Origin of the sequence: Anaerococcus sp. Marseille-P3625, from assembly GCF_900232825.1 — a bacterium.
Classification (GTDB): Bacteria; Bacillota; Clostridia; order Tissierellales; family Peptoniphilaceae; genus Anaerococcus.
On the sequence record NZ_OCTP01000011.1, the window covers coordinates 103966 to 117450 of the forward strand.

Here is a 13485-nt window from a genome sequence, read left to right on the forward strand (position 1 = left end):
TGTATCATTTAATAAGGAGGATTAGATGGAAAAGGAAACGTTTAATGAGAGAGTTTTTAAACTCAAAAAACACGGTACTGATACAAAAACCGAGATTATGGCTGGTATTACTACTTTTATGACCATGAGCTATATTCTTGCAGTTAATCCTAGTATTCTTGGCGATGCTGGTATGGATTCTGGTGCAGTGTTTACAGCTACAATTTTAGCTTCTATTGTTGCTATGCTAATGATGGCTTTTTATGCTAATATGCCATTTGCTTTATCTGCTGGTATGGGACTTAATGCATTTTTCACTTACACAGTTGTTATGCAAATGGGTAAACCATGGCAATTTGCTTTGACTGCGGTATTTATTGAAGGACTTATTTTTATACTTTTATCTTTCACAGGTTTTAGGGAGGCTTTGTTTAATTCAATTCCTATAAATCTAAAAAAAGCAGTTTCTGTAGGAATTGGTTTATTTATTGCTCTTATTGGCTTGCTAAATGCAGGTATTGTTGGTCTTGGCGAAGTTTCACTTTCTTTGAATACTCTTGCTAGCAAGGAAGGTTTTGTATTTTTCTTAAGCTTAGTTATCATGGTTGTGATGACTGCAAGAGGAGTTAAGGGTGCTTTGCTTTGGGGTATGCTTATTTCAACAATTATTTCTTTATTTTTGGGCGTAAGTCATTTGCCTGATGGAAATGCAATTGTTTCAGCACCACCATCAATAAGCCCAATAGCTCTTAAATTGGATTTTTCAAATGTATTTTCTCTTGAAATGTTCTCAGTTTTGTTTGCATTTTTGTTTGTAGATATTTTTGATACAATCGGAACATTGACAGGAGTTGCAACTAAGGCTAATATGCTTGATGAAAATGGAAATTTACCTGATGGATCTAAGGCTTTACTTTCTGATGCTATTGGAACAACATTTGGAGCTTTGCTTGGTACATCAACTATTACAACTTTTGTTGAATCATCTGCAGGTGTTGCAGAAGGAGGAAGAACAGGTCTTACTACACTTACAACAGCAATTTGCTTTGCTATTGCAGCATTTTTCTTCCCACTATTTTCAATTATTCCAAGTCAAGCAACATCAGCAGCACTTGTAGTAGTTGGATTATTCATGCTAACAACTGTTGCAGAGATTGATTTTTCAGATATTACAGAAGCATTTCCAGCTTTCATGACAATTTTGATGATGCCTATAACATATTCAATTGCCGAAGGAATTTCTTTTGGAATGATTTCTTATGCTGGAATCAAACTTTTAACTGGAAAAGGAAAAGAAGTATCACCACTAGTTTACATTCTAGCTTTGGTATTCTTAGCAAGATACTTACTTCCATTATTTTCATAGTTTTTAGAAAATTTTATAATTTTAAAAGGATTGCCAATTTTTGACAATCCTTTGTTTTTTATAATTTACTTTTTACTGATTTTACCTTATCTTCCATGTGGTAATTTTTATCTCTTCTATCGTCCATTTTTATTACTGTATAAACTCTATCTGAGCCAGCTTTGAAAACTTCTTCTTGCATTTTTCTTGCAATTTCAAAGCACTTATCAGGATCTGCTTCAATTACTGTTCCCATTGGGTTTAGCTCGTGCTTTACATCATAATCTTTCAAAATTCTACTAGCACTTGCTACATACTTACTTACAGAAGTTTCTTTGCTTCCTATTGGTATTATGCAAATTTCCATTACTGCCATAATTTCCTCCTAATATTAAACTTCATAAAATGCCTTATAAATTTTGTAAGCCTCATAATGATCATCTATGCCCCCAAGTTCTCTAATTGAGTGCATGGCAAGAATCGGCTCTCCCACATCAATTGATTTGATGCCAAGTAGGCTTGATGCAATTGGTCCAATGGTTGAACCACCTTGTTTGTCATTTCTATTATGAAACTTTTGAATCTTACAAGAAATTGAATTTGCAAGATCTATTAGTCTAGGATTTGATCCTATATTTGATGAATAAGCTCCATTTGCTGCAGTTTTTATTACCAAACCACCATTCATTTTGATTTTATTGGTTGGATCAGAATATTCCTTGAAATTTGGGTGAATAGCGTGAGCTTGGTCAGCAGAAATTAGATAGGAATTATTCATAGATATATAAAAATCTTCCTCATCCAAAGAATTTAAGAAACAAATTCTTTTAAGAGTATCTTTCAAAAAAGGCGAAAAAGCTCCAGCTGCTGTGCGTGAACCTATTTCCTCATTATCATTTAAGACTAGGACATTATTTTTCTTATTATCCGCATGGCAAAGTGCCATTAGAGATGCATGGACAGAGCCAAGATTATCAATTCTTCCAATTTGATACATATCGTTGATAATAGATCCTTTTTGTCTATCATAAAGTCCCAAATCGTAATCGAGAATGTCAGATGCCTTTATTGATAATTCTTCTGATATTAAATTTTCTATAAAACCACCCTCAAATTCATCTGTAATAGTCTTTACAATTGGATAAAGATGATTTTGCGGATTAAATTCAAAACCCTTATTGGCTTCTCTATTCATGTGAATAGCAGGATTTGGGATAGTTAGTAAATCTTTGTCAAAATTTACCAAAGATTCTTTTATCTTACCATCTTTTTTGTAAGAAACTTTTCCTGCAAGAGATAAGGTTCTATCAAGCCAAGTCGTATAAATCATTCCTCCATAAGGCTCGATATTAAATTTCAAATATCCCTCATCTTTGATTTCTGGATTTGATTTGATTTTAAAAGTTGGACTATCGGTGTGAGATCCAATAATATCAAAACCTTTTGTCAAATCAGATGAAAGAGTAAAGGCGATTAGAGCAGAATCATTGCGGGAAACATAATATTTGCCACCTTTCTTAATTTCCCATTTCTCATTTTCCCTTAACTCTTTAAAACCATAATCCTCTAAAATTTCCTTTGCATTTTTTACTGCAAAATAATTTAAGGGACTAGCATCAATAAAATTAATTAAATCTTTACAAAATTCTAAATTATTCATAAAATTAATATACTCCTCTTAAATGAAAATAATAAATATATGTTAGCTATGACAAGTAATAAAAATGATAAAAAAAGAGTATCAGCAAAAACCTAATACCCTCTATTCATAATGCTTAGCACATGAAATAATTATTAAATTATCATTTTCAACTTTATAAATCAACCTATCTTCAAGAGTAATTCTTCTTGACCAATAGCCTTGTAATTCATATCTTAAAGCTTCTGGTTTTCCCAAACCCTCATAAGGATTTCTCATAACATCTCTAATAATATTATTAAGTCTTTTTAAGGTTTTCTTATCATTTTTCTGCCGATACAAATATTCCTCAAAGGCCTTTTCATGAAACATTATTTTCATTCCTTGATAAGATCCTTTTGAATTACTTTATCTTCTTCAACTTCTTTTGCTCTTTGAATTAAGTCTTTATAATAATCAGAATCACTCATTATATAGGAATTTTCAAGTAAATTATTATATTCTTCAAGACTTATCATAACAACATTTCTGTCATTTTTTCTTGTAACAAGAATAGTTTCGAGATTATCAATGGTTTTATCGCAATAATCTTTCAAATTATTTCTAAGCTCACTATAATTTACTGCCAACATAAAATCACTCCTTTTGTTTTATTGTACGATATTTTGTACATATTTTCAATAGGATGTATAAGAAAGATTAATTTATTAATTCTAATGAAAGATATAAAATTAATGTAAAGATTATATGGTTTTTCTACTACAACTAGTATAATCTATTATAAGCATAAGAAATTTATAAGGAGTAAGCATGAAAGCATTAGAAGAAAAAATTTTAGAAGAGGGCATAGTTCTTGGCAATGATATATTAAAAGTTGATTCATTTTTAAACCATCAAATCGATGTGGATCTAATTGACAAAATTGGAGAAGAATTTGCAAATTATTTTAAGGACAAAAAGGTAGATAAAATACTAACTGTAGAATCTTCTGGTATTGCCCCAGCTCTTGCAACTGCTCAAAAACTTGGGGTAAATTGCGTTTTTGCAAGAAAAAAACAATCCCTAACTACCGATGAAAATATTTATCATTCAAGTGTATATTCATTTACCAAACAAGTTATGAATGAGCTTATAGTTTCAAAAAAATTCATAAATGAAGGTGAAAATATACTTATGATCGATGACTTCCTTGCCAATGGACAAGCAGCCAAGGGCATGATTGCAATTATCAGACAAGCTGGCGCAAATCCTATTGGTTGTGGAATTGTAATAGAAAAATCTTTCTCCAATGGTAGACAAATCATAGAAGATATGGACATTCCTGTTTATTCTTTAGCAAGAATTGCAAAGCTTGAACCAGGTAAGATTGTATTTGAAGAAAATTAATAATTATAAATTTAGGATATTTTGCATAAAATCAGTGTATGTTATATATCCTATTTTTTATATTTGATTGAAGTTTAGCTCAATGCTATAATTGATTATAAGGAGGCTATTATGAACAATATTATTCTAACTAGAATTGACAACAGATTAGTTCATGGCCAAGTTGGCGTAACTTGGACAAAAAACTTAAATGCCAATCTAGTAATCGTAGCAAATGATGAAGTAGCAGAAGATAAGATTCAACAAAAGTTGATGACAGTCATCGCAAAAAGTCAAGGTTTTGACATTAGATTTTTCTCACTTGAAAAAACAGCTGCAATAATCGATAAGGCTGCTCCAAGTCAAAAAATCTTTCTAGTTTGCAAAAATCCACAAGATGTTAAGGCCTTAGTAGATAAGGGTGTAGAAATCAAAGACCTAAATATAGGCAATATGCACCAATCTGAAGGCAAAAAGCAAATAAGCACAAAAGTTTACGCCGATGATTGTGAGATAGATTGTCTAAATTATTTATCCAATAAGGGCATCAATATTTTTATCCAAGATGTACCTGGCAAATTAAAAACTAAGTATCAAGTTATTTAGGAGTTATTATGAATCAAATATCTTTATTACAAGGAATTTTATTAGCCTTAATGGCTTTTATAGTAGGAATTGACTTCTGGCTTGAGGCATTATTCATCTTTAGACCTATTATAGTTTGCACCCTAACAGGATTAATTTTAGGAGATGTAAGAATTGGTCTTGTAACTGGAGGTCTTACAGAACTTGCATTTGCAGGACTTACACCAGCTGGTGGAACTCAACCACCAAACCCTGTTATGGCTGGAATTATGGCGACAGTTCTTGCCTATACCACTGGCAAAAATGAAAATGAAGTATTAGGCCTTGCCTTGCCATTTTCTTTCCTAATGCAATATATTTTGCTATTTTATTATTCTATATTTTCATTTTTCAATGTAAGATTGGAAAATGCTGCAAATAATGCAGATGGAAAAACTTTTAGAAAATATACAATAATACCTATGATAATAGTGGCTATAACCTATGCTTTGGTGGTATTTTTATCTACCTATCTTGCTCAAGATCTAATGAGAAACTTAGTAAATTCTTTGCCAGCTTGGTTTACACACGGCTTAGAAGTTGCTGGAGGAATTTTACCTGCAGTTGGTTTTGCAATGCTACTTAATATAATGTTTAAATTAGAATATCTTCCATATTTAGTAATTGGTTTTATTCTAGCAACATTTATTGAATTTCCAAATCTTTTACCAATAGCACTAATCGGTGCTTCATTTGCCTTGATAACTTACTTTAGAGAAAAAAATAACAGCAATAAAGAAGTTTTTCTAACAGATGAAAAGGAGGATTATAGTAATGGAATATAATGATAAAATTAAGGAAAAAGTTTTAACAGACAAAGACATCACAAATCTTGCTTTAAGATCTACCCTACTTCAAGCTGCTTTCAACTACGAAAGAATGCAAGCAGCTGGTTGGGAACTTGCAATGTTACCAGCTCTTGAAAAAATATATAAGGACGATAAAGAAGGTCTTTCAATAGCCATGAATGATAACCTTGAGTTTATGAACACTCACAATGTAATGGCAGGATTTCTAATGGGTATGCTAATATCTTTATACGAAAATGGTGAAAATAGGGAAACAATAAACGGACTTAGAGTTGGTCTTTTTGGACCACTTGCCGGTATTGGCGATTCCTTGTTATGGTTTACCCTATTGCCAATTGTCGCTGGTATTACAGCTTCACTTGCACTTGAGGGAAATATAGCAGGTCCTATAATCTTTTTTATAGTTTATATCTTGGTTTACCTACTGAGATTTCCTCTAACCAAAGCCGGATATAAGCTTGGTATCAACGCCTTGGATTTTTCATCAGAAGAATCTGCCCTTATATCAAAAGCTGCGACAATTCTTGGTATGACAGTAATTGGAGCATTAATTGCTTCATACATCAAGATAGATGTTGTTTCAACTATACAAACAGCCGCAGGCAATACAGTAAGTATTCAAACTGATTTACTAGATAAAATTATGCCAAATATTTTGCCAATAGGATATACTTTCTTATTATTCTATTTCCTAAGGAAAAAACACGTTAGTCCAATCATGCTAATAGTTGTAACCTTTGTATTAGCAATAATTTTATCCTTACTAGGAATACTATAGAAGATTTAAAAAACCCACTTTTAGGAAAAATTCTAAAAGTGGGTTTTTAAATTATTTTATTTTATCAATTACTTGGGCAAGATTTTCTACTTCTCTTTTGGCTTCAAATGATTTTTCAAAACTTGAATCGTGGATAATGTAATAATCCATTGAAGATTTTTGGCAAGCTAGATAACCATTGTATGAATCTTCTAAGATTAGGGCTTGGTCTTTGGAAACTCCAGCTTTTTTAGCTGCTTTGATGAAAATTTCTGGATCTGGCTTACTATTTTTTACATCTTCTCCAGAGATTATAAAGTCAAAATAATGGGCGATATTTTCTTTATCTATTAGATATTCAATCTTATCTCTATCATTTGATGATGCTATGCAGGCTCTGATATTATTTTCTCTTAGGAATTCTAATAATTCATCTAAGCCTTCTTTTTTTATGCTTTTATCGTAGGTTTTTAGCCAATTATCTCTGTAAGCCTCTAAATCTTTTCTTAATTCTAGGACTTTTTCTTCAGAACCTAGGTATTTTTTTAAAACTTTTCTTATTGTACTTTCATTTAGTCCAGAGACTTTTGACCTTAATTCATCATCAAAAGTTAAATCATATTTACCATCAAGGCTTTCCCAAGACTTATGATAGATTATTTCTGTATCTAACATTAGTCCGTCCATATCAAATATTACTAACTTATATTTCATTAATTCTCCTTTTCTAAATCACAATTTCGCTTTTTACTAACTATTTATTATTACTTCAACTTGCTCATTTATTACGTCTATGTTGTGACCTGTTTCAGAGCTATAAACAAAAATCAGACCGTCATCTTCAATATTTAACTTTTTCATTATTTGATTTTTGTGTTTTTGCAAGTTTCCCTTTGAAATTTTGTCGTATTTTGTAGCTATGATAAAGCCTGTAAAGCCAGATTCTATGATCCACTCATACATTTGCAAATCAAGATCTGTCGGCTCGTGTCTGATATCTACCAAGAGAAATACTTCTTTAAGATTTTCTCTTAGATGCAAATATTCGTTTATTAGCTTATCCCATTTGTCTTTTTCAGCCTTGCTAACTTTAGCATAACCATAACCAGGCAAATCGACAAGTCTAAATTTATTATCTATATTATAAAAATTAATTGTCCTAGTTTTGCCAGGCTTTGATGAAGTTTTTGCAAGATTTTTTCTATTTAGAAAAGTGTTTATAAAGGTTGATTTGCCAACATTAGATCTGCCAACAAAGGCTATCTCACAAAGCTCATCTTTTGGCCATTGAGATTTAAAGCCTGCCACTTGTTGTAGTTTTATTTCCTTAAATTTCATATCAAAGCCCTATCTAAAACTTGAGAAACATTGGAAACTTCTATGAAATTGATCTTATCTCTAATTTCTTTTGGTATATCTAAGGTGTCTTTTTTATTTTTTTCTGGAATTATCACATCTCTTATGCCATAGGAGTAAGCTGCTAGAGCTTTTTCCTTTAGGCCACCAATTGGCAAAACATCTCCAGTTATTGTAACTTCACCAGTCATAGCTATATCTTTTCTAACTTTTTTGCCTGTTAGTGAAGAAACCATAGCAGTTGTCATGGTTATTCCTGCAGATGGACCATCTTTTGGTGTAGCTCCTTCTGGCACATGAACGTGGATATCTTTATTTTCGTAAAATTTGCCACGAATTCCTAAGTCTCTTGCATTTGATCTTATATAAGTCATTGCAGCTTGACCTGATTCTTTCATTACATCTCCAAGAGATCCTGTAAATTCCACATTTCCCTTGCCATCCATGACATTTGCCTCAATGGTTAGCATAGTTCCACCCACAGATGTCCAAGCAAGTCCATTTGCAACTCCAACCTTATCAACGGTTGAAATGTGGTCGTCAAAAAATCTTTCTCTGCCTAAATATTTTTCATAATTTGCCATGGTGACTTTGACAGATTTTTTGCCCTTTAGGATTTCCTTTACTGCACGTCTGCAAATTTTATCTATAAGACGTTCCAATTCTCTAACGCCAGCTTCTCTGGTGTAATTTTTGATAATTGTTTCTATAACTTTATCAGAAATTGAAAGCTCTTTTTCATTTAAGCCATTTTTTTCTAATTCTTTACCTATCAAATATTTTCTAGCAATATTTTCTTTTTCGCTCATGGTGTAGCCGGAAATTTCGATAATTTCTAGCCTATCATAAAGCGGATCAGGAATTTCGTTTGGATCGTTGGCTGTGGTTATGAAAAATACATCGGATAAATCAAAGGCAATATCAAGATACCTATCTATGAATTTGTCATTTTGTTCAGGATCAAGAACTTCTAATAAGGCTGATGATGGATCTCCCTTAAAGTCTGACCCTAATTTATCAAGCTCATCTAGCAAAAATACTGGATTATTAACTCCAGCTCTGTTGATATTTGTAAGGATTCTTCCAGCCATTGCTCCAACATAAGTTCTCCTGTGGCCTCTTATCTCGCTTTCATCAGTTACTCCACCCAATCTCATAGTTACAAATTTCCTATTTAAGGCACGAGCTATGGATTTGGCTATTGAAGTTTTTCCAACTCCTGGAGGGCCAACTAAACAAATTACAGATCCTTGGTTGTTTTTATTTTTGATTCTTACTGCTATTGATTCTAGAATTCTTTCTTTGACCTCATCAAGACCGTAATGATCTTCGTTTAGGATTTGTTCAGCTCTTCTTATGTCTAGTAAATCTTTTGATTTTTTGCTCCAAGGAAGATTTGCCGCAAATTCTAAATAAGCACTTATAACTCCATAATCAGGAGACATTTCAGGTATGGATTCTAGTCTTGAAAGGTCTTTAAATAGAGATTTCTTGCTATCTTTATCTATCTTTAGCTTTTCAATCTTTGCCCTTAATTCGTCTGTTTCGCTTTCGAATTCACCGGTTGTTTCGTTGAGTTCTTTTTTTATTACATCAATTTTTTCTCTAAGATAGTATTCTTTTTGTGATTGGTTGATATTATCTTGAACTTCTTGGTCAATTTCAATGCTTAGATTTTTTAGGTCGATTTCTTTGCAAAGAATTTGGTGAAGAAGAGTTAATCTTTTTTCACTATCAAGTTCTTTTAGTAAATCGTAATATTCATTGGCTTTTAAATCCAAATGATAGATAATTATATCGGCAAGTTTATGAAGATTTGTTACTTCTCCTATGGAAAATACTGATTCATCGTAAACATTTCCATCAAGTTCGACATATCTTTTAAAATCATCTATCAATAATTTTCTTAAAGCTTCTTTTCTTGGTGTTATTTCTTCATCTTCTTCAATATATTTATATTCAGTGACTTTGGCTTTGTAAAAACCCTCAGCTATCCTAACTTCTTCGATTTTTCCAATTGCTTTTGCACTTACATAAACTCTTATATCGCCATTTGGAAGATTAAAGGATTCCTTAATGCTAACGACCATTCCATAATCATAAAGGCTATCCGAATTTGGATTTTCGTCAAAAATATTTTTTTGATTTACCAAAAAAACATCAGTGTTTCGTAAATTTGCATCTTCGATAGCTTTTTTTGATATAGATCTTGCACAATCAAAATTTAGGATGGTGTTAGGAAAGGCCCATAATCCCCTAAGAGGGATAAGAGGATATTCACTTTTACTTATTTTATAAACATCATTCATTATTATTTCTCTTTCAAAAAAGGGAATGGCAACCATCCCCTTATCTTATCTTTTCTTATATTTTAGTTTACTCTTATCGTCAATAGATTCTTTTGTTACTACAACTTCTTTTATATCGGCTTTGGATGGGATTTCATACATCACATCTAATAGTAAATCTTCAAGTATAGTTCTAAGTCCACGAGCACCAGTTTTTTGTTTTATAGCCTTATCAGCTATAGCTTTTAGGGCATCATCTTCAAAAGTTAGCTTGACATTATCCAATTCAAGCATCTTTTGGTATTGTTTAACAAGTGAATTTTTCGGCTCTTTTAGGATTCTAACTAGTGCGTTTTCGTCCAAACTATCTAAGGTAACAATAATTGGAACTCTCCCTACAAATTCTGGAATTAGACCATATTTTAGTAAATCTTCGGTATTTACATCGGATAGATTTGCCTTATGATCAGAAGGTTTTATGTCAGCTCCAAATCCTATAGTCTTTTGAGCTTGTCTTCTGTTGATTATATCTTCAATTCCGTCAAAAGCTCCACCTAGGATAAATAAAATATTTGTAGTGTCAACCCTAATATATTCTTGACTTGGATGTTTTCTGCCTCCTTGTGGCGGAACATTGGCTTCAGTTCCTTCAATTAGCTTTAATAAAGCTTGTTGAACTCCCTCACCAGATACATCACGAGTTATGGATGGATTTTCACTTTTTCTAGTGATTTTATCGATTTCATCTACATAAATTATTCCATGCTCAGCCAAGTCAATATCATAATCAGCAGCTTGTATGAGTTTCAAGATAATATTTTCAACATCTTCTCCCACATAACCTGCTTCTGTAAGGCTTGTCGCATCTGCAATGGCAAAAGGAACATTTAGCTTTCTAGCAAGTGTTTGGGCAAGAAGTGTTTTACCAGAACCAGTTGGCCCAAGCATTAAAATATTTGACTTGTTAAGCTCAACATCATCGTTAGTTTTATTAGAATTTATTCTCTTATAGTGGTTATAAACAGCTACAGCTAAGATTTTTTTGGCTTCTTCTTGACCTATAACATATTCATTTAGAAATTCATTTATTTCTACTGGTGTAGATAGGTCGATTTCTGTAAAATCATCTTCGGGATTTTCTTTGCTATCAAAATCAATTATTTGCTGGCATAAGGCGACACATTCGTTACAAATGTATACATCTGGTCCTGCAATTAGCCTTTCAACTTGTGAGCTATCTTTGCCACAAAAAGAGCATCTCATATCATCAGATTCTAAATTTGCCATTATCTACTTACTTTCTATAACTTTGTCAATCAAGCCATATTCTAAAGCTTCGCTAGCTGTCATGGAAAAATCTCTATCTGTATCTTTTTCGATTTTTTTAAGAGTTTGACCAGTATTAGCTGCCAAAATTTTATTTAATCTATCTTTAATCTTAATGATTTGCTCAGCTTGGATTACAATATCAGAAGCCTGACCTTGGGCTCCACCTGATGGTTGATGGATCATTATGTTAGAATTTGGCAAAGAAAATCTTTTGCCCTTTGCACCTGAGGATAAAAGTACAGCACCCATACTTGCAGCTTGACCTATACAAATCGTTGAAACATCTGGCTTGATATAGTTCATAGTATCATATATAGCAAGTCCACTTGTTACAACTCCTCCTGGTGAGTTTATATAAAATTGTATGTCCTTATCTGGATCTTCACTTTCCAAAAATAGCAATTGGGCTATGATTATATCGCTCATTTGATCGTTGACTTCTCCAGATAGGAAAATTATCCTATCTTTTAAAAGTCTTGAATATATATCATAGGCTCTTTCGCCTCTATTTGTTTGCTCAACAACTGTTGGAACTAAATAATTTCTAGTATTCATACAAATCTCCTTTAAATTTATAATGGAGTTTGATATCTACTTATCTTCGCTTTCTTCTTTAGATTCTTCTTTGTGGTCTTCATTTTCAGCAACAGCCTTATGATATTCTTCATGAGGCAAAGCTTTTGCTTTTTCTACTAAAAATTCAACTGCTTTACGTCTTTTGATATTTTCTTTTACTGTATCGTTTGATACGTTCTTTCTAAAGATTTCTTTGAATTTTTCGATATCGTCAACACCATACATTTTAGCTGACTCGTTGATTTCTTCTTCAATTTCTTCATCTGTTGCATCAAAGCCTTCTTTTAGGGCAACTTCATCTATAACTAAGTTTGCTTTTACTTTTGCAATAGCAGAATTTCTATATTGACTTCTAATTTGGTTTATATCCATCTTAGTCATTTCAATATATTGGCTTAGAGAAATACCCATTTGTTGAAGTCTTTGGTCAAGATTTTGCATTTCAATATCAATTTCATTTCTAATCATTGATTCTGGTGCGGAAACTTCACTTAATTTTACCAAAGCATCAACTGCTTGATTTTGCATAATATTTGTTCTATTGTTTTCTTTTTCTTCTTTTATTTTTTCTCTTAAATCATTTTTAAGTTCATCAAGAGTTTCAAATTCTGAAATATCCATAGCAAATTCATCGTCAATTTCAGGAAGTTCTTTTTCTGTAATTGAATTGATTTCTACCTCAAATTTTGCATCTTTGCCTTGGAATTCTTTTGCTTGATAATCTTTAGGGAATGTTACATTGACATCAAATTTATCGCCTTTTTTGTGACCTACAACTTGATCTTCAAAGCCTTTGATGAAAGTATTTGATCCTAATTCAAGATCATAATCTTCAGCTTTTCCACCTTCAAATCTTTCCCCATCAAGGAAACCATCAAAATCAATATTTACTGTATCTCCCATTTTTGCTTCTCTATCTTCAACTGGGACGATTCTAGCATTTTCTTCTTGTTCTTTCTTTAGACGATTATCTATATCTTCATCTGTTACATTTGCGTCAACTTCTTCGATAATCATTTTATCGTAATCGCCCAAAACTGGATGAGGTTTAGTTTCAACATCTACTTTAAAAGTAATGTCTTTTCCTTTTTCTATATCATCAAGATCTACATTTGGTTGGTCAATTACTTCTAAGCCTAATTCTTCAACTGCTTTTTGGTAAGGCTCTGGAAATACTATTTGGATTGCTTCATCATAAAAGATTTCTGGTCCGTACATTTTTTCTAAAATTCTTCTTGGTACATGGCCTTTTCTAAATCCATCTAGTCTATATCTATTCTTATTTTTGTTATAAACTTTATTTATAGCCTTTTCAAATTCATCATAAGCTACTTCAAATTCAAATTTTGCTAAATTATTTTCATGAGATTTTAATTCTGTCATTTATTCCTCCTGCTTGATAGCTACTCATTTTTTTA

The 13485-nt window shown here is 32.0% G+C and carries 15 protein-coding genes; 5 read left to right on the forward strand and 10 right to left on the reverse strand.

The annotated features are described in order from the left end of the window. The first annotated feature begins 25 nt into the window (after positions 1-25). Positions 26-1345, forward strand: a complete 1320-nt coding sequence (locus tag CS884_RS05375) for an NCS2 family permease (protein ID WP_099321032.1) — start codon at positions 26-28, stop codon at positions 1343-1345. 58 nt (positions 1346-1403) lie between these two features. On the opposite strand, the gene CS884_RS05380 is transcribed toward CS884_RS05375, so the two are convergent. The 4 genes from CS884_RS05380 to CS884_RS05395 form a co-directional block, all read right to left on the reverse strand. Beyond that, positions 1404-1700 (reverse strand): MTH1187 family thiamine-binding protein, encoded by a 297-nt coding sequence (locus CS884_RS05380; RefSeq protein WP_099321033.1) that lies wholly within the window; start codon positions 1698-1700, stop codon positions 1404-1406. Positions 1701-1715: 15 nt separating this feature from the next. Continuing rightward, positions 1716-2984 carry a M18 family aminopeptidase gene (locus tag CS884_RS05385; RefSeq protein ID WP_099321034.1) on the reverse strand — a complete coding sequence of 423 codons (1269 nt, stop codon included), beginning with the start codon at positions 2982-2984 and terminating at the stop codon, positions 1716-1718. Between the two features lie 102 nt (positions 2985-3086). Then, on the reverse strand, positions 3087-3344 hold the full coding sequence (locus tag CS884_RS05390; RefSeq protein WP_099321035.1) for a Txe/YoeB family addiction module toxin: 258 nt from the start codon (positions 3342-3344) through the stop codon (positions 3087-3089). Next, positions 3341-3595: a type II toxin-antitoxin system Phd/YefM family antitoxin gene (locus CS884_RS05395; RefSeq protein ID WP_099321036.1), complete on the reverse strand. Its 255-nt coding sequence runs from the start codon at positions 3593-3595 to the stop codon at positions 3341-3343. Before CS884_RS05395 ends, CS884_RS05390 begins: the two co-directional genes overlap by 4 nt. Positions 3596-3773: 178 nt before the next feature. Between CS884_RS05395 and CS884_RS05400 the strand changes: the two genes are divergently transcribed. The 4 genes from CS884_RS05400 to agaD all read left to right on the forward strand — a co-directional run bounded on the left by CS884_RS05400 (position 3774) and on the right by agaD (position 6539). Next, positions 3774-4349 (forward strand): xanthine phosphoribosyltransferase, encoded by a 576-nt coding sequence (locus CS884_RS05400; RefSeq protein ID WP_099321037.1) that lies wholly within the window; start codon positions 3774-3776, stop codon positions 4347-4349. Positions 4350-4460: 111 nt separating this feature from the next. Further along, positions 4461-4934, forward strand: a complete 474-nt coding sequence (gene agaB / locus CS884_RS05405; protein ID WP_099321038.1) for a PTS galactosamine transporter subunit IIB — start codon at positions 4461-4463, stop codon at positions 4932-4934. A gap of 8 nt (positions 4935-4942) precedes the next feature. After that, entirely contained in the window at positions 4943-5737 is a 795-nt protein-coding gene (gene agaC, locus CS884_RS05410; protein ID WP_099321039.1) for a PTS galactosamine transporter subunit IIC, read from the forward strand. After that, positions 5727-6539: a PTS galactosamine transporter subunit IID gene (gene agaD, locus CS884_RS05415; protein WP_219350579.1), complete on the forward strand. Its 813-nt coding sequence runs from the start codon at positions 5727-5729 to the stop codon at positions 6537-6539. Before agaC ends, agaD begins: the two co-directional genes overlap by 11 nt. Before the next feature lie 51 nt (positions 6540-6590). Here the strand turns inward: agaD and CS884_RS05420 are convergent, their stop codons facing one another. The 6 genes from CS884_RS05420 to tig are packed head-to-tail and all read right to left on the reverse strand — an operon-like array spanning position 6591 to position 13450. After that, positions 6591-7232, reverse strand: a complete 642-nt coding sequence (locus CS884_RS05420; protein WP_099321041.1) for an HAD family phosphatase — start codon at positions 7230-7232, stop codon at positions 6591-6593. A 36-nt stretch (positions 7233-7268) separates the two neighbouring features. After that, on the reverse strand, positions 7269-7856 hold the full coding sequence (yihA, locus tag CS884_RS05425) for a ribosome biogenesis GTP-binding protein YihA/YsxC (protein WP_099321042.1): 588 nt from the start codon (positions 7854-7856) through the stop codon (positions 7269-7271). Next, positions 7853-10183: an endopeptidase La gene (gene lon / locus CS884_RS05430; protein WP_099321758.1), complete on the reverse strand. Its 2331-nt coding sequence runs from the start codon at positions 10181-10183 to the stop codon at positions 7853-7855. Before lon ends, yihA begins: the two co-directional genes overlap by 4 nt. 45 nt (positions 10184-10228) lie before the next feature. After that, entirely contained in the window at positions 10229-11449 is a 1221-nt protein-coding gene (gene clpX / locus CS884_RS05435) for an ATP-dependent Clp protease ATP-binding subunit ClpX (RefSeq protein WP_099321043.1), read from the reverse strand. A gap of 3 nt (positions 11450-11452) precedes the next feature. Further along, entirely contained in the window at positions 11453-12046 is a 594-nt protein-coding gene (gene clpP, locus CS884_RS05440; protein ID WP_099321044.1) for an ATP-dependent Clp endopeptidase proteolytic subunit ClpP, read from the reverse strand. Between the two features lie 36 nt (positions 12047-12082). Next, positions 12083-13450: a trigger factor gene (gene tig, locus CS884_RS05445; RefSeq protein ID WP_099321045.1), complete on the reverse strand. Its 1368-nt coding sequence runs from the start codon at positions 13448-13450 to the stop codon at positions 12083-12085. Positions 13451-13485: the final 35 nt, after the last annotated feature.